The sequence below is a fragment of the Candidatus Poseidonia alphae genome, assembly GCF_943787815.1.
Taxonomy (GTDB): Archaea; Thermoplasmatota; Poseidoniia; order Poseidoniales; family Poseidoniaceae; genus Poseidonia; species Poseidonia alphae.
Genome location: NZ_CALSNW010000001.1, coordinates 403,362 through 422,302, shown reverse-complemented (window position 1 = coordinate 422,302; position 18,941 = coordinate 403,362). Strand labels below are relative to the sequence as shown.

Below are 18,941 nucleotides of genomic sequence, written 5' to 3'. Positions count from 1 at the left end.
CTTTTCTCATATATGATTGAGAGTTCGTCCAAAGAGTACGACTCTATAGAATTGAAGGCGAGCATTATTGTGGTTCAAAAGGAAGACATCGAGAATAACTTCCCGTCATTTTTCGGCCACATTGTCCCAGAAATTGCCGCTTTCAATGGGTTTTTCTTGGTGGGCCACTCCATATTCTTCAGCGTATGACGGAGATGGATGATGGTCGCTGTAATGTTCTCTTGAGGTTGAGGCCTCTCGACGTTTTAGAAGTTGCTTGACCGTGAACTTACTTTCTGGAAAGAGTGCCATAATCAGCGAAATACATCCTGCGGTCTGGACGAGAAGGCCAGCACATAGAAACGGCAATGAGAAGCATAATACGAAGATATTCAACATCATGCTTTCCCCATAAACCTCAGGCAATATCATGAACGGGACCAATGTAAACGGAAATCCAAAGAAAAAAAGGAACACGCCAGATAGGGCGGCACCCACCCGTTCCTGGGCGGAATGGAAGCCTTTGTCCTCGTTTTCGTAGTCCATGACAACCCTCAAGGCAATGAATGTTGGTGGGTTAGGCCGGACTTGAACCAGCGACCTCGGCATCTTCAGTGCCGCGCTCTCCCAACTAAGCTACTAACCCGTTCATTCTTTGCGAGTGCCCTCGCCATATCAAGCCTTCCGATGCAGCGGCTTCACTGGCCCGTTCAAAAGAAGTCGCTCTTGTCTCTCAAACGGCTTTGTTCAGTACATCGGTTTGCATCTTGAACAGCGTCGCCATTCCACCGTCGGCTTGCGCCAAAAGAGCGCTTAGTTCCTCGGCGGAGAAGGTGGATTCCTCTCCAGTGCCTTGAATTTCAACGTATTTACCGTCGCTTGTCTTGATCACGTTCATGTCGACATCTGCATTTGAATCAAGGATATAATCCAGGTCAAGATAGACATCACCATCAATCAATCCCACTGAAACAGCGGCAAGGTCGTGAGGTATAACGTCCATCTCGTGATTCTTCTGTTCAACCGCAGAGAGCGATGGAGCAGTCCAGCCCTCTTTGCGTTGTTCGAAGGTTGGCCGGAGGTCGGAAGGCAAGCAATCGCCGCTCGCAATCAAGCGACGGACAGCCAAACGAAGGGCGATGTTGGCCGCAGTAATGGAGGCGCATCGGGTGCCCCCGTCTGCATTCAGCACATCACAATCGATGTTCAACGCCACAGGTCCAAGGGCTTCCAGGTCGACTGCTGCGCGGAGCGATCGAGCAATAAGGCGCTCAATTTCCTGCGTGCGACCCTTTGCTCCGTTTCGTTCGCGACGGAACCTGGAATCGGTAGAACCTGGGAGGAGTGAGTATTCTGCATGAACCCAGCCCTTTGTTGCGTCTCGTGGAAACCAACGTGGAAGTTTAGATTCTTTTGTACAGCAAGCCAAGACAACGGTGTCGCCTTGTCGGTAAAGGACCGACGCAAGGGCATTAGGGGTGAAATCCAGTTGCACTTCGACGTCTCTCATTTCATCTGCTTTTCTTGAAAGTTCCAAGTTGGTCTTGAATTTGGCCATGCATCTCCCAGCGGGTTCGCTTCATCAAGCCTTCTCACCCGCCAAGTTGGCGAACGCGCACCTTCAAAGCGTTTCAGTGGCTGGAAGAATCATGTCCCAGCCACAAGCAGTTATTTGCGGCGTTGCCCGCACACCCATTGGAAAATTCCTCGGCTCGTTATCCTCGTTCACAGCGGTTGAACTTGGTATCTTTTCGGTTAAGGAACTGTTGAATCGTGTCAACATTGACCCTCAGTCCGGTGTGATCGATGAAGTTCTCTTTGGCCAAGTACTCCAAGCCGGAGCGGGGCAAAATCCAGCACGGCAAGTTGCTTTAGGTGCTGGGCTCCCGGTTTCAATTCCGTGTACAACCATCAACAAAGTATGCGGTTCTTCTCTTAAGGCAGCGATGATGGCTGCAAACAGCATTCGTGCAGGAGAATACAAAGCCATCGTTGCAGGTGGCATGGAAAGCATGAGCAATGCCCCTCAACTGCTCATGGGTCAGCGAAAAGGAGCAAAAATGGGTTCCTCTACACTGATTGATTCAATGATTCATGACGGTCTCTGGGATGTTTACAACGACGTTCACATGGGACTCACCGGTGAAACGGTTGCGAAGGAATGCAACATCAGTCGCGACGATGCCGATCAATTTGCACTACGCAGTCAACAACGGGCAGCCAATGCCTGGGAACAAGGCTGGTTTGATTGGGAGACGTTCTCAATCGAAGTCCCACAACGAAGAGCAGACCCCCTTTCGTTCACTTCAGACGAGGGAGTTCGCGGCCAAACAACCCTTGATTCTCTTGGTAAATTGCGCCCAGCATTTGACCGAGAAGGCATGGTGACTGCTGGGAATGCAAGTACCCTAAACGACGGAGCGAGTGCGATTTTGGTCGCAGAAGAATCCTTTGCACTGGAACAAGGATGGGAAATCATTGCTTACATCCGAGACTATTGCACATCCGGTGTTGAGCCGGCGCGTGTCATGAGCGCACCCATTCCCGCAGTGAAGATGCTGCTCGAGAGAAATGAACTCGAAGTGATGGATGTGGATGTATACGAGCATAACGAAGCGTTCGCCTCAGCATCGTGTGCTGTGGCTCAGGAAGTAGGAATCCCAGATGATCGGTTCAATCTTCACGGTGGTGCAGTCAGTTTAGGCCACCCTTTGGGTGCGAGTGGAACGCGTTGTCTCATCACCCTATTAGGGGTCATGCGACGCATTGAAGCGGCTTCAGGCATCGTAACTCTTTGCCTTGGCGGCGGCAATGCCGTGGCTATGTATGTGACCCGCAAGGTTTGAATCCAAGGCCCGATTTTTCCTGCTTTGAACGGTTCATGCTAAATAGGGAGCGGCGGGGGCTTCACATTGGGTGTACCAATGGGTTCCTTTCAAGACCTCGGCATAAGCGATGCACTTGCGGAAGTATTGTCTTCGCAAGGTATTAACGAGCCGTTCGAAGTTCAAGTAGAATCTATCCCTCCTGCAATGGAAGGAAAAGATGTTTCATGCAGAGCCCCTACTGGTTCGGGAAAAACCCTTGCGTTTGGACTCCCTATGCTGGAAAAGGTATCCTATGCTGAACCAAACCGTCCACGTGCCCTCATTCTAACTCCAACTCGAGAGTTAGCTGAACAAATTTATGGCGTTCTAAAGCCTCTTGCTCGTGTCATTGACCGAACTGTGGGGACCATCTATGGTGGTGTTTCATACAAGAATCAGTACCGTGCTCTTGAGCGTGGATTGGATGTTGTCGTCGCTTGCCCGGGCCGTCTACTTGATTTGATGGAGCGAGGTGCAGTCGTTCTCAAAGATGTTGAAGTCGTTGTCATTGACGAAGCCGATAGAATGGCCGATATGGGATTCATGGAACCCGTTTGTGATATCCTCGACCGATGCCTACCGGACCGACAAACCGTCCTTTTCAGTGCCACACTCGATGACGAAGTTGGGGATTTGATCAAGCGTTACCAACGAGAACCGGTCCGCCTTGAGGTTGGTGCAGAAGAAGTTTCCATTACAGATATGGAACATCATTTTTGGCTCATGCCTCATTCTAAAAAATCTCCAATTTCGGCTGAATTGATTCGTAATTGTGGCCGAACGATAATATTCTGCCGCACCCGACTTGGTGTTGAGCGGGTGAACGACGAATTGCTCGATGACGGCCTCGGTGTTCGGGGACTGCACGGTGGTTTGTCCCAACGACAACGCGACCGCGCTATGCAGGCTTTCAAGCATGGAGAATGCATGGCTCTTGTTGCTACTGACGTTGCTGCACGAGGTCTGGATGTTGAAGGCGTCAACTGTGTGATTCATTACGACCCTCCAGAAAACGGTAAGGCGTACAAGCATCGTAGCGGTCGTACAGCCCGGGGTGGAGCAAGCGGAGTCGTTGTGTCTCTTGTCCAACGGCCTCAGAAGAAGATGTACCATCGTCTCCAGAAAAATGTAGGTGTGAATGTTGATTTTACTCCTCCCGATTTTGGCTCCCTCCCAACCTTTGAAGTGGAATACATTCCTGCCGAGCCACGTTCTCGTGGACGCCGAGATGGTGGTCGTCGAGACGGTGGTCGCCGAGATGGTGGAGGTGGCGGTGGCTACGGACGCCGAGATGGTGGACGCCGAGATGGTGGACGCCGAGACGGTGGCGGTGGCGGTGGCTACGGACGCCGAGATGGTGGTCGACGAGACGGTGGTCGCAGAGACGGTGGCGGTGGCGGTGGCTACGGACGCCGAGATGGTGGACGCCGAGACGGTGGAGGTGGCGGTGGCTACGGACGCCGAGACGGTGGAAGGCCTGATTACAATCGCAATGAACGCAACCAACGTGACGGTGGATATCGCAGAGGCAATGACCGTGAAAACGATGGTGGGTCGAGAAATGACCGCCGAGATAATCGTGATGACCGCCAAGGTGGCAACCAACGCAACGACAATCAGCGTGGAAATGACCGAAGTGATTCTCGTGGCGAACGCCAAGGTGGCCGGGACGGTGGCCGAGACGGTGGCCGAGGCTACAACCAGGGAGGCAACGACCGGCGAGAGAACCGAGGAGGCCGTGACGGTGGGCGCCGTGGTGAACCTCGTGAAGACAGTGGATACCATGGGCGCTCAGCTCCAAAGCGAGAGAACAATTCTCGAAGTGACGACAGTGGAGAGAACAAGGAACACAAGGGCAAAAGAGCACCCCCCCCACGTCCACGTTCCGGCCCACGCCCTTCAAGAGCGAACTTTGCCCGACGCAGAGGCTCTCCTCCACGTTCATTTAAGCGAAAGAAGTGAGCCTCATCTAAGGACAGCAGTCCTTTCATGAACAACGTCTCGTTCTCGTCTGATAGACTTCGTTGATTTGATTCAAAAGTATTGGACCTAGGTCGTTCTACACTCAAGATTGTCTTTTTCTCATTGCAAAGAACACGAACAGCAAAAGAAGTAACGTTGCTCCTGTCCCCCCATAAATCAACATTTGTTGCTCGGAAGAACTCGCTAAATCATTTGCTTCAGCCTGTTCTTCTAGCGTTTGGTTTTGAAAGAAAATAACCTTTTGAGTCAAACTCACCGACATGCATTCACTGGTGTATTCGCAGCTGAATTGACTCTTGATAATCACATCAACATCTACCGTCAGAGTGTGGATCCCATCTGCGTTTAACGGCCAATCGGAACCTTCTGCTGGCGTGTTTACTGTGATTCTAAAGATTGCTGGAGGCCCGTAAGCTTCGACTTCTATCCCTGTGAATGGGAGGGAAAATGCACGCATTCCATCGACAATGTCACCGTTTGTAGAAATGGTGAATTGGTCTAAGCCATTGCCTTGGTTGTAGACTTTATACTCTAAACTTTCAATCGAACCCGCCTCAATTGACACAATAGGATTTTTCATTTCGAGGTTAAGTCCAGCATACTGCATGATGGCTGCCATCATGTTTACAGAACTCTCAGCGACATTGGGGGGCGGCAGACCACTTGTCTCTTGAACAGTAGCCGTGATGGTAATTGACTTTGACTGTACGGCCATTTGACCATCAGCCCTTATGGTAACTTGGAAGTCCGACTCATCACCGGCAGCAAGGTAGATTGAGCCAGGCGCAGCGGTTGCCAATCCATCTGCGGTGACCTCAATTGCGATTTTCTCAGTGTGAGCCGAAGGATTGCTCACCGTACAATCTGCATATCCAGTCAATGCTGCTCCGGGATGGACTTCGAGTTCCACGCTCCCGCTCGAGTATGGTGCAGTGCAGCTTAGTTCTACTGCGGCCACTACATTCTGTGCGGCTGAATTGTCAACCAAAGGTGATGCAAGGCTTGATGTCATCAAAAGAAAACGAGCCATATGAGCCGCATGTTGAAGTCCTAATTCTACTTCTACTTCATTTTGATGCCTGCAAAGCGACTAAACTTTCATTAAATCCAACCGAACAACCCTTGCTTTTCCACGATGCAAATCGGACTCATTGAGCACCGTGGTTTCAACCGACGCATGAACAATTTTCATTTCAGGGGCATGTTGGCCGGTTAGCTCAGCAAGAACAGTATCGAGGTCAAACAGCAGATCTAACGATTTTGGCCCCCCGCTGGACAAAGGAAGTTGGCTTTGATGATAGCCTTCCATGACGAAGCGCCCACCGGATTTCAGTGCGTGAAGCATACGGGGCATATGCCGTTCACGAATCGGAGTGGGTGTATGAAACCAAGAGCAAGCAATGAGGTCATAATCTTCGCTCTCAAATGGACGTAGCACCAAGTCATCAACATGATATTCTACATTGACATCAAATTCTTTAGCGAGTTGCATGCACTTCTTTTCCCCTTCTTCGGAGAGGTCAAAGACCTCTGCTGACCACCCTTTTCTAGCAGCCCATACTGCGTTTCTTCCTTCGCCATCGGCAGGAAACAGCGCCCTGGAGTTCGATTCCGGTTCCATCAAATCGATTCTATTCTTGAGCCATACGTTTGGCTCTTTGCCGTATGCGAACGCGTCCAAGCCAAATCTACGGTCCCACATCTCTGCACTGGAGCGTGTATTCTCATCCATCATTCTTCCTCCCCGACTGGACGTGGGTGTGAAAATATTCCGTGCTCCTCAACGACTTCGCACGCACCCGGAAGGACTCCGAGCAAGTCATCGGTAGACAGCCCTGTTACCTTGTAGATTTGGTTTGCTATTCGTTCCTTCTTGGTCAGGCCAGGTCTTAAAACCGCATAACGGGGACACATCGACCGAATTTCATCAGGTGCAGCGGTTATCATGAGGGGGACTCCATTGATGGCGACGATTCCGATACCGATTTCAACATTCAAATCCTTGTACCATGTGCGTTGACCGCGAACGATGAAGGCACCCTTTCCCACATATTCCCCTGTTTGTGCAGTCTTTGAAACTTGAGCAGGTTTTACGCTATAGACCGTTCCATGAGAGCCCCCGCTGTTCCACGCTCTGCTCCAAGAAAGTGCGAGCATAGCAGCTTGATTCAATTTTTCTTCGTTGATGCGTTCATCTCCAAGCTTGTCAACCAGTCGGTAAGCCGGTATATCTGCGGGTAGATGAGTTGGCCTTCGCTCTTCTAGAGCAAATCCCTGTGTCGCCCTTAGGCTGCAAGAGGGGGCCCCGTGAAGGTCTGCGTGAAGGTACATGTCTGAGCCAGACAGATGCTTTTTGACAACGGAGTCGTTCCCTTTGGCGTCCTTGCCCCCAACCAAGAGGTGGCCTCCGCTGACCGCCCCCCATCGGTGTTGCTCAAACCACATGCGTTTGCTACGTTTCAAACGATTGAGTTTACCACTTGCTTTCTGTTTCTCTTCTTTCTTCTTTGCTCGTTTCAGTTGGCGCTCAGTTTCCTCTAAAGCCTCAACAGCACCACTTGTTTTGTTTTTTTGCTTTCTCGCAGAATCAAAATAACGTTGTGCATTCTGATAGACCGTACCGTCGAGTTCAAGTAAAACCTGAGGCCCTTTCGGTTCGTTGTTCTCATCGGGTAAAATAACATTAATTTCCCTCTTTGAAGGATTAAGCGAAGTAATCCAAGGGATCGATTTTGAGGCCTTTTTTACAGCATCCCACCCGTTGGCTTCGACGGCTTCTTTGGTTTGGTTGAGCAGGCTTTCAACATGAGTCCAGTGTTCTTGAATCAAATGGCCCAGACGTTGCTGCTTCTCGATCTTCACTCCAAAACCGGATAGCGCTTTTTCTTGCTGAGCCTTTCGCCGACCTAGACGGTCGGCGTCGGTTGATTGTCCACGGCCTGGTCCGGCCTGTTCAAAGCGCTCTTCTTCCCTTCGTTGCAATGCATGGGCGTCATGGTTTCCCTTCCATGCATCGACAGCCATCCTAAGTGAGGGGAAACTTACAACGGGCTTTCCTTTGTGAGCTGGCAAGAGGATGGGGGTGGCTTCCTTGGTCCGCTTCTCAAGCCATTGATGCTGTTCAACCAAAGCCAAAGCCTCGTAGCCAGACAGCCATTTGTCTCCATCTCCTTCGTTAAGTTGAACGATAAGATGGCCGCTATCCGTCGAATCCAGGTCTTCTAACAAGGAGTTGAGTGCGTTGTATATTGCTTCAGCATCGGCTTCAGCAGGCTCCATATTTGGTTCATGCTGAGCAAGTTCACAAACGGCGTTAGCGTGTGTTCCTCCGAGGTTCGCTTTCCCTCCAAGTGTGGAAACAAGGTCACGGTCTGATTCTTGCAGGAGTGATGTTACCGCTTTCAAGTCCAAAGAGTAAGGGTCCAATGCAGCGGGAGGCGCAACGTATTCAACACCCTTTTTCAGTGTCCTTCCAGCATAGGAGGCGTGAGTTAAGGGTTGAACAATAATTCCATGTTCATCTACTAGGATGATGTTCCCGTCTCTGAAGACTTCGACATACAGCGTACGTTCCCCTCCTTTCGTGTCAAAATGGAAGGACAACACTCGGTCAAAACCAACTTGATTCACAGCGGTGAGGCGAGCATTGCGGAGATGCTTTCGGAGGACCATGGCGAACGGTGGTGGAGTCATCGGCATCGGTCGGTCTCGTTGAGAGGTGTATATCCGTTCTCCACGTACCAAGACGAGGTCAGATTGGTCTGCTCCTTTCGGATTAAGGCGAAGGACGACTTGCTCATAGTGGGGCATGTATGCTTTCTTGACATAGGCACCAGCCAGGTCGTTCAGTTCACGGGCGATCGCTCGTAAATCAAAACCTGACATTGCTTTCTTCATTCTGCTACCCCCTTGTTGTTCTTGTGAAGTTGAGGTTTATTGAAGGTTCTTCATGCTCCGTAGGTGACGGGGTATCCAGCACTCTTCCACCCATTGATTCCAGGTTCAAGGTCGCGAACGTCGGTGTATCCGAGGTCCAGAAGCGTTTCAGCAGCGGCTTGGGATCGGTTTCCACTGCGGCAATACAGAAGAATGGTCGTGGATTTGTCATCGGGCAACTCATCGGTCCGTTCCGATATTTCATCGTGCGGGATAAGGGTCGCGTTTTCCAAATGGCCATCTGCCTCCCACTCATCTTGAGTGCGAGTGTCAAGGAGGAACGCACCTTCTTCATCATCAATCGCCACAGCGAATTCATCAGCACCGAGCCGAACCCAATTGTCGGTTTCCGAAGTGCATCCCGCCAAACTTGCGATCGGTAGCACAAGCAACACAAGCATTGCATGTTGCAGAATTCTTGCCTTGAACATCAGTTCAATCCCCCTCCGTCATCATGTGAGAATTGTAACAGAACTTTTCCGATATTCTTGGCGTCATGGATGTACTGGTGAGCATCTTGAACCTGCTCTGCGGGAAATATACTGTCAACGGTTGGGTTGAGATGGCCGTCTTCAATTCCAATTAAAATTCGATTAAGCTGGGTTTGCATGACGGCCTCATCACTCCATGTGCCCATGTGGACGCCAAACACTGAACGATTTCGCGTCATCAGTCTAAGAGGGTCGAATTTAGGCGTTTTCCTCATTGCAAAGAGAGCCTTGAGAAGGGAACGTTTTGATGTGGGAGCTGCAGCAGAAAGGCCGTAGGTGTACAACCGACCACCTTCTGCAACAACCGAAAGACTTCGCTTGAGGTGCTCTCCTCCGATGGGGTCAAGAACGTGATCGACTCCTCTTCCATCGGTTTCCTTTCGAACAATGTCAACGAAATTTTCGTTATGGCGGTCAATCGCCCGTGCCCCATACTGTTTGATGACGTCGTGTTTAGGTGCGGATGAAGTGGCCCAGACCTTGTCAACTCCAGCCCACTTGCACAGTTGGAGCGCTGCAATTCCAACGCCTCCTGCACCTCCGTGGATGAGTACGGAATGGTCTTTTTTCATATGACCCAAATGGTGGAGCATATGATGAGCGGTGAGATAGATTACCGGAATTGCAGCAGCAGATTCAAGTGATATTTTGTCAGGAAGAGCAAGAACCCTGGAGGCTTCACACGTCACGTGGCTTGCTTGCCCTCCATTACGCATTGCAGCCACGACGCGTTGTCCAATGGTGAATGAAGTGACTCCAGGGCCTAGGGCATCAACGTAGCCGCTGACTTCGTATCCTGGAGTGAACGGGTAGGGCGGTCGTGGATTGTAAAATCCCATTCGCATCAATAAATCAGCGAAGTTGATGCCGGCAAAGACGACTCTGATTCGGACTTCACCCTCTCCGGGTTCGGGCATGTCCATGGATTGGACGGTAATGGCGGAAACGCCTCCTGCTTTGTTGATGACGACTCTTCTCGGCATGGTGTCTCCTCCTTATTGGTTCACAGACCAAATCCTGTTGTTATGAGTTAGGTTTCCTTCCTCTTGATGAGCGAGCAGATGAGATAATGTTTGGTCAATTGCAAGACCAGGGTGTGCGTCTGGCGTGTCTTCATAGGCCCTTTTTGCGATATCTTCCACGACAGAATCTCCAGCGACAACAGCAGCCAATACTCGTTGGTGCCGAGCGATTCTATGGTCGATGTAGCGTTGAATGGTTTGCTCCGGCAGAGCGATAACGGGCCCATGGCTGGGAAAAATCAGATGCGGCTTTGCATCTTTTAGTCGCTTCAACTGCGCCATGTATTGGTTCATGTTGCCGGTTTGAGGGGGAATGAGTATGGTTCCGATTCCTGCAACCATATCACCCGCGATCAGCCCCGCATCTCCAAGAAGACAAACATGGCCAGGATGATGGCCAGGGGTTATCAGGACATTCCAAGACTGGTTCCCGAGTTGAAGTACATCTCCATCAACGAGAATACGGTCGCATCGGACGCTTTGTGAAGTATATTCACTGCCCCAAATGGGAGCGTCAATTGCTTCTCGGAGCAGCCCGATATCGGCAAGATGGTCACCGTGGCTGTGAGTAAACACAACGGCCACAAGGGTGCCCTTATGTCGGTCAATGGCAGTTGCCAGAGATTCCATGTCCTCTCGCATTCTCACGGCAGGGTCAACCAAAACATAGTCCCCTTGAGGGTCTCCCACCATGTAGGCGTTCGTGTGGTCCGCAGGCGGTAATGTAGCCGTCTTAATCGGCACGACTTCAACACCGTGAGCAAAAAGGATTGAGCGCCGTCCTGGAAGTCTTGAAGCGATGTCATCTGCAGCCTTTTCCATGTTCCGGTCAAATTGGTCAAGTGTCCGTTCAATTTCCATGAGAAGCGTGACTACGGGTGGAGCCACTTTCATCTCGTAAGAACGCCATTTTGAGAGAATTTCCACGGGCTTTGCCCACATGATCTCTGTAAATTCAGTTTGAGGTTCCAAATCAATTTCAGGTACATCTTGGGATGAACCTGCGTGGTAATGGAGGAATGCATTATCAAACTGTACGGGGCCAAAGGGGGGCGTAATTCGGTGACTGAAGACCTTAATGTTCTCTCTTGACACTGGGAAAGCGTTGTTTTGAGCCATTGGAAGCCAGTTCTTTTTGTCGCTAACGATGGCCAATCTGGCTTCTGAAGGTATTGCTATTAGGCCGGTCGGTGCAGGAACAAGGCCGAGTTCCTCACTCATCTCTCTCAAAATGCAAGCGATGGTCTTGGCCTCTTCCCCTTCAAGCTGGGGGAAGCACTCTACTGCCGCTGTATCTACCGAAGATACTCCTCCACCTGGAAAAGCCCAGTAATTTGGAAACGCTCGCATGGTTCGAGAACGCTTACCGAGGAGTACTTCGACGCCTTCTGGACCGTCACGTGTGAGCGTCATGGTCGCAGTTGGGCGCGCTGATCGGCGCGGGGCAGGAGCGAAGTTGACACCCTTGGGTACTTCACTCATGAAAGGGCCTTGAGCGACTTACCTTCAAGGCTTGCGTTTCCTTCAGGCTTGACGGCGGACAAAAGCTGCGCCTAGCAAGGACAGCGTGGCGAGCATCCCGGTGAAACCTGGGAGGGTTGGATTCTCGTCGCTGTACGCTTCAGCAGAGGCAGAGTAAAGCCGAACAGTGTTCCATGCTTCTTCAACACCGCCGTTGTTGTTGATGTAGACCATGTCGCCATCTGAAAGTGTTCCTGATTCATCGGCATCCAAAAAAGAGGTTTTGGCCATTTTCAGCATCATCATCCATTCAAATTGGGCTCCGAGGGTAAAAATAGGGCCGATGGTACCGATGGGATGTGAGTCATGAATCGGTGGAGGAGCATCTGGCCGAAATGGCCGATCTGATCGAGCAAGCAGAAGCGATGGGGATTGACCTTTGGCCAGAAACCAAACCTTCACGCCCGTGGGCGAAATATGCGTTGGCGTCATTCATGACCATCATGATGCTCTCTTGGGTTTCGAAAGTTCTCTTTCGCTTTGTTTGAGTTGAGAACCTTCTCACCGTTTATTTCAAGAAGGACTCGTTCTTCGCCAAGGATACAGTCCCTTAGTGTAGCGGTCCATCATGGAGGATTCTGGTTCCTCCGACCTCGGTTCAAATCCGAGAGGGACTATCCGCAAATCTCGCTTCAGTCTCGTACGGCCGCCAAGCATAATTTTTAGGGCATACGAAATACTATAAGTGGGGCACTTTTAGGGCGGCCTAAACCCGTAGGGCTTAACATGAAAACACGAAAACTAAAATCAACATTGCTTATCTTCCTCTTTGCCACAGCTTCACTCGCTGGATGTCTCGGTGGTGAATCAGAAACCCAGACTGAATTAGATGAACTCGTTATCGCTTACAGTATCAAGGATGATTACACGAATGTCGATGAAAATCCTCAACGTCTCTCAGATTATTTGAGTGAAAAACTCGACATGGATGTTTCGCTTTATCCAATTGATTCAGAGGGTGCTGCTCTCCAAGCCCTTCGCTTTGGAAATGCAGACATCGCCTTCATGGACGGCGGTGCAGCATGGGTTGGTTGGCAACAATACGGGCTCGAGGCTCTTGCAGCAGATCAAAAATCTGACGGCAGAACGTACTACAGCGCTCATGCTGTGGTTCTAAAGGACTCGGATATTGCAGCAGCACATCTTGACGATGACCCTTCCACCGACCCGTTCTCTCTGATGGCAGGTAAGACTTCGTGCCATACTGGATGGCTCAAATCCGCAGGCATGCTTCTTCCAATGGGCTTCCTCATTGGAAACGGTTACGCCAACGTGATTGGGGATGCAAACGATGTTGAATCTCTGCGCTCGACCATTACCAACTTCTTCAGCGAAGATGCAAGTATTCCAGATTCGGGAACTCCTTACTATTCTTACAGTGGAGCAGTCAAGTGCCTCACTGAAGGTGCAGGCGACGTTGCCTTTGCCAAGGACTCGACCATTGCTTCATACTGTGGGAACGAGGATGCAAGCACGAACGAAGCATGGTGTTTGCCAGAATCTGATTACATATTGCTGCCCTCATACGGAAATGCGCCTTCACACCCCGTTATGTACAACCCTTCAACCAGCGATGCAGCCACAATGACCCTTGTTCAAGATGCACTTGTGGCCATGAAAGATACGGTAGAAGGGCAATCCATTCTCACGGATGTTCTCAATACGCCAGCAATCTCTCCAACAAATGCGTCACAACACCTTGCCTCTTACGGTAATTTAATCGAAGATGTCCCTGGAATTTCAGCATATTACGACACGAAATTCGCCATTAACGATTCAGTTGAACCAACGATCTCCAATATCCGGATCGCCTTTGAAATGAAGGACGATTACGAGAACCCCGCGGAGAACCCCCAAGTTTTGGCTGATTTCATCTCCGAACAAACAGGAGTTACTGTGACGCTTTACCCTGTGACCTCCGAAGGGGCAATTATTGAGGCCCTGCGATTCGGTAATGCTGACATCGCTTTCATGGACGGTGGGGCTGCTTGGGTTGGATGGAAAGAATATGGCCTAGCAGCAATGGCTGCTGACCTAAAATCCGATGGGCGCACTCATTACGATGCTCATGCTGTTGTCCTCAACGGCTCCGACATCGCCAACGCTTACTTAGACGACGATGCTTCGACCGATCCTTTTGCTCTCATGGAAGGAACCACCTCATGTCACACGGGATGGCTCAAATCTGCCGGCATGCTCCTTCCAATGGGTCATCTGATTTCACAGGGCTATGCTCCTGTTGTGGGGCCCCAAGAGGACATAGAATCCCTCCGCAACACCATCACGTCGTTCTTTAACGAGAATGCGAGCATCCCTGAATCTGGAACGCCTTACTACTCCTATTCTGGAGCAGTGAAGTGTTTGACAGAAGGCGTTGGCGATGTTGCCTTTGCAAAGGATTCCACCGTTGCTTCATATTGCGGTAATGAAGAGGTCAGCGATAACGCAGAATGGTGCCTTCCTGAATCGGAATACATTCTTCTGCCGTCCTACGGTTCTGCACCATCGCATCCGGTGATGTACAATCCAGAAACACTTGATGTCCAAACTCGCACGGCCATCCTCAACGCTATGCTGGCATTGAACAATGAGATGTACGTTCAGGATTATCCAATGCAGGGACAGAATTACACCGGTTGCTACTCAATGGTTTCTCATCAAGTGGATTCAACCTCACCTCAATCTGCATGTGGCGACCAAATCCTGGCAAATGTACTCAACACCCCTGGCTTGGTCGAAGTGAATTCTCAGGAACATCTGGGCAGTTACAGCAGCCTTATCGGTGCAATTCCAGGAATCTCGGCCTACTTTGATTCTAAATACGACATTACGGAGTGATCTTCACAACCCTTTCCTCACCTTAAACCGCTGGCGGAGTGATTCAATCACCGCACCCATAGAAGGGTCACTCCGTTAGCACCCCGGAGCTAACATGACCGCCACAACCGATTCTAGACTTGGAGATGTTGATGTCGCCATGTCCAACCGCTTGAATAAGACCTGCTCGCAGGAGTGAATGAGGGGATATTATGAGCGACACAGCCATCCTATCTCTTGACCAACTTTCCATCGGTTATGATGATCCGCTGGTGGAACCAATTACACTTGAAGTGAAACCAGGTGAAATTATCGCCATTCTCGGTCCATCAGGCATCGGGAAGACCACATTGATACGCACTGTTGCAGGTCTCGTTCGGCCCCTTGACGGCTCTTTTGAATTGAACGTTGAACGCCGAGGAGGTCTTGGATACATTCCTCAGCGTCTTGGTCTCGTTCGGCATGCAACCGTTGCCCACAATGTCTCGTTGGGGGCCCGAATGCGTGTGAAGTGGTCACTTGAAATGTTCAAGGAGCGCAAGGAACGCACGTTTGAGGCTCTTCGAACGCTTGGAATTGAGAACAAAGCCTCTGAACCCGTTCGGCGTCTCTCAGGAGGTCAACAGCGGAGAGTAGCAACTGCGCGAACGCTGGCTCAACGGCCAGAAATAATGCTCGCTGATGAGTTTCTAGGTGAGTTGGACCAGGCGAACGTTGACATTGTCTTAGGAGCGGTCCTAGATTTAGTCGAGAGTGGAACGGCGGTGATCATGGTCGAACACCATGAAGACAACGTCCTAAATTTTGCCACGCGCATTTGGGAAATTAAGGGTCAGCGTTTCTTGGACCTTCCCATCGGGGAGTGGGTCAAGCAAAACTCAATGGAGGAAGTGGAATGAAGTACCGCTTATTTGGTATCCTCTTGTTTCTCCTCTTCTTGGCTTGGCGAACGCTTGATGGACTCGTTGAGGGCGATTGGGGCAGGCTTGAAGGAGGATTGTCTAACCTTGTAGTGTTTTTCAAGGAAAGCATGTGGCCTCCGAATTGGAGTGTTCTTGAGGCCCGTTCCTACCCAGTGTGTGAAAAAGACATTGAATTCTTTTGCTCTGTGGGCTACTTGGGCATGATGGAGACTCTGAAAATCGCCTTTGTTTCTACAGTTCTAGGGTTCATTGGTGCAATTTGTCTTTCATCTCTAGCAGCGAGGAATTTGACACCCCTCTCCATTTCAATTCCCGTCCGAGTCTTTCTTTCTGCTGTTCGGAGCCTTCCCAGTTTGATTTGGGCGATTCTATTTGTGATTGTGATTGGCTTTGGGCCCCTTTCGGGCGTATTAGCGATGACATTCTACACGGTCGGATATCTTGGTAAATTGCAGTATGAAGTGTTTGAGGGGATGCCAAGCGACCCCTTGGAAGCAGGTCGGGCCATGGGGCTGAGTCGTCCGAGCATTTTCTTTAACATCGTCATCCCAGAAAACGGAAATCATTTGCTCAGTCAACTGATGTTCATGTTCGAGTACAATGTGCGGCACGGTACCGTGATTGGAATTGTTGGTGCTGGTGGTATCGGTTATTACATCAGCACCTATCTCAAATTTCTTCAATACGACAAAGTCTTCGCTTTGTTGATTCTCATCTTCATCGTCGTCGTCTTGATCGACCTGTTCTCGTTGATGGTTCGTTCCTTTGTCAACGAAGAAGGGGATGTGAGAAAACCAACATGGTTAACCGTTCTCATGAAGGCTAGGAAGCAAAAAGATACTTCCGAGGATGAGGCATAATCAATCAGCAGCAATATGCAAAGACCCGTCCTTGTAAAACACCTGGATGCGGTCGGATGCCTTCTTGCTCAAGGCTGAGATCGCTTCGTAAATTTCGTCTTCAGATACTTTGAACGTCTTCGCCGCGTCTTTAGTTGACCACGGTACAATGTGGAATTCACTCTTAGCCAGCCACGTCAATAATTTGACTTCAAACTCAGAGAGTTCATCGGACATACTACGCTCACGAAGCCTTCCCTCAAAACAGCACCGATGGCTTCCTTCAACCAAGTGCAACCATGCGCCTGCAACATTCTTCAGCGTCAATGTCCCCATCAAGGAGGGTATTGAGCGCTTTCGTGAAGGGGACCTTGAGTCCACTGTCCTCTGCGCGTTCAATAAACATTCGAGTGGCTCGGACACCTTCTGCAACCATATGCATTTCATCCAGAGCTTGCTCAAGAGTGAGTCCAGTCCCAAGTTTTTCCCCCATGCTGCGGTTTCTTCCATGCGGTGAAGTGGCGGTGACGTACATGTCTCCAAGTCCTGCTGGTCCAAAAGCAACCTCTGCTCGCGCTCCAAGTTCCGCAAGAAGAAGACAACCTTCCTTGAATCCGGACATGAATATTGCAGCTTTGAGATTGTCTCCACCGAGATCGCCTACTTGTTTGAGTCCGTCAACAAGTCCGCAAGCAAGGGCGACCACATTTTTGTAGGCGCCCCATAGTTCCGCTCCGACAGGGTCACTTGCAGGGTGAAGAATGAAACTGGGCGTCCCTAGTGTGCTCGCCAAGCGATTGGCAACAGCGTCATCCTCACTCGCAACTAAAGCAGTGGTCATAACGCCTGCTGCTGCTTCTGGAGCAATGGTTGGGCCTGTAAGTACTGCAAGGGGATTCGTTTTTCCAGCTTCTTTGAGCATTCCATGAATCGCTTGAGAAATAAGTCGTTTTCCAGGTGCAAGACCCTTCGCCAAGTCGAGGAGAACGTGGCGCGGCTGAAGGTGGGGGATGATGTCTTCCACCACATCAAGAATGACGGATGAGGGTACGGCAAGAACAATGATTTCGCTTCCTTCAAGCGCTTCTGAAAGGTGCATGGTTGCATCCAATCCCTGAACCGGATGGTCAGGGAGATATTTTGAATTGACTCCATCAAGGGTAATTGACTGATATACCTCTTCTTCAATGGTCCAACCCTTGACCTTGTGGCCTTCCAAAAGCCACAAACGAGCAATGGCTGTTCCCCAGTTTCCGAGACCCAATACAGAGATGTGTGCCATAGCAATCATCTGCTTCGCACCTTCTTTGGTTTATACCATTTCCCGATGAAAACACCGGCTTGGTGCGGTTTTCATGAGCCTGAGTACGGCGCCATCAGAACAAGTCATCATCGTCTTCTTCAAAGTCGAAGACGTCTTCCTTGGTCCCCTTGGTTTTCGGAGCTGCTCCTTCTTTGGTTTTCGGAGCTGCTTCCTCTTTCTTTGTTTCGGGCTCGGGTGTGGGCACCTCCTCCTTGACTTCAGTCGCATCTTCTCGTGCTTGCGCTTGCTTGGTCTCATTGGTCTTGAGTTCGTCTTCAGTCTTACCGGTTTGAAGGGCGAGTGCTCTCCTGCGGTCTTCTCGGGCCTTACGCTCGAGTTGCCTGTGGCGTGACTTCTCGATGTTTTGCATCATGTACATGGCGTCGTGTTCTAGCAACGGGGAATCGGAGATAAGGGTGATGTCCAGCCATCCTCCATCTTCAACGATAAATTCAGCAAGCGGTTCAAAGTTAAGATCGGATTTCTTGATCTGTGTGTAATGCATGGCGTTGCCCGTACGGTGCTCCACACCAGAGAAGTGGCAGTAGAATTCTTTTGTTCCGATGGATTCACGAACCATGTCAAACAACTCTCCGTAATCCTCAGAGGTACGCATTCGTCCATGCCCCCGGGCGTGGATGTGAGCAATGTTGAGGACAGGGATGGTTCCTTCAACATGGTTCACGACTTCAAGGACTTCTTCGAGACTGCCCCAGAGTTCTTGTCGACCGGATGTTTCAACTCCAATCTTTGACGGAGTGCCGTCTTTAATCCACGGGAACACGGGAAATTCATCCTCTTCATCTTCCCAGATTTCATGGATACGGTCTACAATTCCAGAAAACACATTGGCGACTTGTTCGTTTGCTTCATGGCCTCGGCCAAATTCGCCGTAATTTCCTGCATGGAGGGTAATGTGGCGAGCATTGATGGTTCGAGCAGCTTGGAGGGTTGCTTCTATTTTCGCAAGAGAGCGACCACGCTCAATTTTGTTGCCCAACAACTCGGAATAGTACGGGCCGTGGATGTTCATCTCAAAATCCGTCTTGTTTGCAAGCACGCCGGCCTGCCAGTATTGTTCAAAGTGCTGTGGGGCAACCATGCGCACGGTTTGAACTTCCATGGTCTCAAGACCGAGGGAAATAATGTCGTCCATTCCTTCAACAATTGTGCGTCCCTTGCATGACAATGGAACGCCTGCTGGTCCGAGTTTAACTGGCATATTTTTCCCCCCGCGAAACCAAGCCAAGGTCCGCCCTA

18 protein-coding genes and 2 tRNA genes are annotated in these 18,941 nt (G+C 50.4%); 7 read left to right on the top strand and 13 right to left on the bottom strand.

What is annotated here, in order from left to right; genetic code table 11:
• Window positions 1-105 precede the first annotated feature (105 nt).
• The 3 genes from AAA857_RS01925 to rph form a co-directional block, all read right to left on the bottom strand.
• Window positions 106-525, bottom strand: a complete 420-nt coding sequence (locus AAA857_RS01925; RefSeq protein ID WP_338172514.1) for a hypothetical protein — start codon at window positions 523-525, stop codon at window positions 106-108.
• 24 nt (window positions 526-549) lie between these two features.
• A tRNA-Phe gene (locus tag AAA857_RS01920) sits at window positions 550-625 on the bottom strand.
• 87 nt (window positions 626-712) lie between these two features.
• Window positions 713-1,537, bottom strand: coding sequence for a ribonuclease PH (gene rph, locus AAA857_RS01915; RefSeq protein WP_338172512.1), 825 nt, complete (start codon window positions 1,535-1,537; stop codon window positions 713-715).
• 91 nt (window positions 1,538-1,628) lie between these two features.
• On the opposite strand from rph, the gene AAA857_RS01910 reads away from it, so the two are divergent.
• The gene (locus AAA857_RS01910) at window positions 1,629-2,825 is read left to right on the top strand and encodes an acetyl-CoA C-acyltransferase (RefSeq protein ID WP_338172510.1); all 1,197 of its coding nucleotides are present in this window, start codon (window positions 1,629-1,631) and stop codon (window positions 2,823-2,825) included.
• A 78-nt stretch (window positions 2,826-2,903) separates the two neighbouring features.
• Window positions 2,904-4,808, top strand: coding sequence for a DEAD/DEAH box helicase (locus tag AAA857_RS01905; RefSeq protein ID WP_338172508.1), 1,905 nt, complete (start codon window positions 2,904-2,906; stop codon window positions 4,806-4,808).
• Between the two features lie 103 nt (window positions 4,809-4,911).
• On the opposite strand, the gene coaT is transcribed toward AAA857_RS01905, so the two are convergent.
• Genes coaT through AAA857_RS01870 form a run of 7 tightly spaced genes read right to left on the bottom strand, consistent with a single transcriptional unit; the run spans window position 4,912 to window position 12,030 of the window.
• Window positions 4,912-5,859 carry a choice-of-anchor T family protein gene (coaT, locus tag AAA857_RS01900; RefSeq protein WP_338172506.1) on the bottom strand — a complete coding sequence of 316 codons (948 nt, stop codon included), beginning with the start codon at window positions 5,857-5,859 and terminating at the stop codon, window positions 4,912-4,914.
• Window positions 5,860-5,919: 60 nt separating this feature from the next.
• Entirely contained in the window at window positions 5,920-6,561 is a 642-nt protein-coding gene (locus AAA857_RS01895) for a class I SAM-dependent methyltransferase (protein ID WP_338172504.1), read from the bottom strand.
• Window positions 6,561-8,726 carry a ribosome rescue protein RqcH gene (rqcH, locus tag AAA857_RS01890; RefSeq protein WP_338172503.1) on the bottom strand — a complete coding sequence of 722 codons (2,166 nt, stop codon included), beginning with the start codon at window positions 8,724-8,726 and terminating at the stop codon, window positions 6,561-6,563. Before rqcH ends, AAA857_RS01895 begins: the two co-directional genes overlap by 1 nt.
• Before the next feature lie 50 nt (window positions 8,727-8,776).
• A complete protein-coding gene (locus AAA857_RS01885; RefSeq protein WP_338172501.1) occupies window positions 8,777-9,196 on the bottom strand; it encodes a rhodanese-like domain-containing protein in 420 nt (139 codons plus the stop codon).
• Window positions 9,196-10,239 (bottom strand): zinc-binding dehydrogenase, encoded by a 1,044-nt coding sequence (locus tag AAA857_RS01880; RefSeq protein WP_338172499.1) that lies wholly within the window; start codon window positions 10,237-10,239, stop codon window positions 9,196-9,198. Before AAA857_RS01880 ends, AAA857_RS01885 begins: the two co-directional genes overlap by 1 nt.
• A 12-nt stretch (window positions 10,240-10,251) precedes the next feature.
• Window positions 10,252-11,760: an MBL fold metallo-hydrolase gene (locus AAA857_RS01875; RefSeq protein WP_338172497.1), complete on the bottom strand. Its 1,509-nt coding sequence runs from the start codon at window positions 11,758-11,760 to the stop codon at window positions 10,252-10,254.
• Between the two features lie 42 nt (window positions 11,761-11,802).
• Window positions 11,803-12,030, bottom strand: a complete 228-nt coding sequence (locus AAA857_RS01870; RefSeq protein ID WP_338172495.1) for a hypothetical protein — start codon at window positions 12,028-12,030, stop codon at window positions 11,803-11,805.
• 104 nt (window positions 12,031-12,134) lie between these two features.
• On the opposite strand from AAA857_RS01870, the gene AAA857_RS01865 reads away from it, so the two are divergent.
• The 5 genes from AAA857_RS01865 (at window position 12,135) to phnE (ending at window position 16,399) form a co-directional block, all read left to right on the top strand.
• The gene (locus tag AAA857_RS01865) at window positions 12,135-12,287 is read left to right on the top strand and encodes a hypothetical protein (RefSeq protein ID WP_338172493.1); all 153 of its coding nucleotides are present in this window, start codon (window positions 12,135-12,137) and stop codon (window positions 12,285-12,287) included.
• Between the two features lie 56 nt (window positions 12,288-12,343).
• Window positions 12,344-12,416 (top strand) — tRNA-Gln (locus tag AAA857_RS01860).
• A gap of 109 nt (window positions 12,417-12,525) precedes the next feature.
• On the top strand, window positions 12,526-14,637 hold the full coding sequence (locus AAA857_RS01855; protein WP_338172491.1) for a PhnD/SsuA/transferrin family substrate-binding protein: 2,112 nt from the start codon (window positions 12,526-12,528) through the stop codon (window positions 14,635-14,637).
• Window positions 14,638-14,828: 191 nt separating this feature from the next.
• Window positions 14,829-15,515 (top strand): ATP-binding cassette domain-containing protein, encoded by a 687-nt coding sequence (locus AAA857_RS01850; RefSeq protein ID WP_338172490.1) that lies wholly within the window; start codon window positions 14,829-14,831, stop codon window positions 15,513-15,515.
• Window positions 15,512-16,399: a phosphonate ABC transporter, permease protein PhnE gene (gene phnE, locus AAA857_RS01845; RefSeq protein ID WP_338172488.1), complete on the top strand. Its 888-nt coding sequence runs from the start codon at window positions 15,512-15,514 to the stop codon at window positions 16,397-16,399. The genes AAA857_RS01850 and phnE overlap by 4 nt, the downstream gene beginning before the upstream one ends.
• Here phnE and AAA857_RS01840 read toward each other — a convergent pair whose 3' ends face one another.
• The 3 genes from AAA857_RS01840 to AAA857_RS01830 all read right to left on the bottom strand — a co-directional run bounded on the left by AAA857_RS01840 (window position 16,400) and on the right by AAA857_RS01830 (window position 18,903).
• Window positions 16,400-16,615 (bottom strand): hypothetical protein, encoded by a 216-nt coding sequence (locus AAA857_RS01840; RefSeq protein WP_338172486.1) that lies wholly within the window; start codon window positions 16,613-16,615, stop codon window positions 16,400-16,402.
• A gap of 46 nt (window positions 16,616-16,661) precedes the next feature.
• A complete protein-coding gene (locus AAA857_RS01835) occupies window positions 16,662-17,669 on the bottom strand; it encodes an NAD(P)H-dependent glycerol-3-phosphate dehydrogenase (RefSeq protein WP_338172484.1) in 1,008 nt (335 codons plus the stop codon).
• An 85-nt stretch (window positions 17,670-17,754) separates the two neighbouring features.
• Window positions 17,755-18,903, bottom strand: a complete 1,149-nt coding sequence (locus tag AAA857_RS01830; protein WP_338172482.1) for a TIM barrel protein — start codon at window positions 18,901-18,903, stop codon at window positions 17,755-17,757.
• Between the last annotated feature and the right edge of the window lie 38 nt (window positions 18,904-18,941).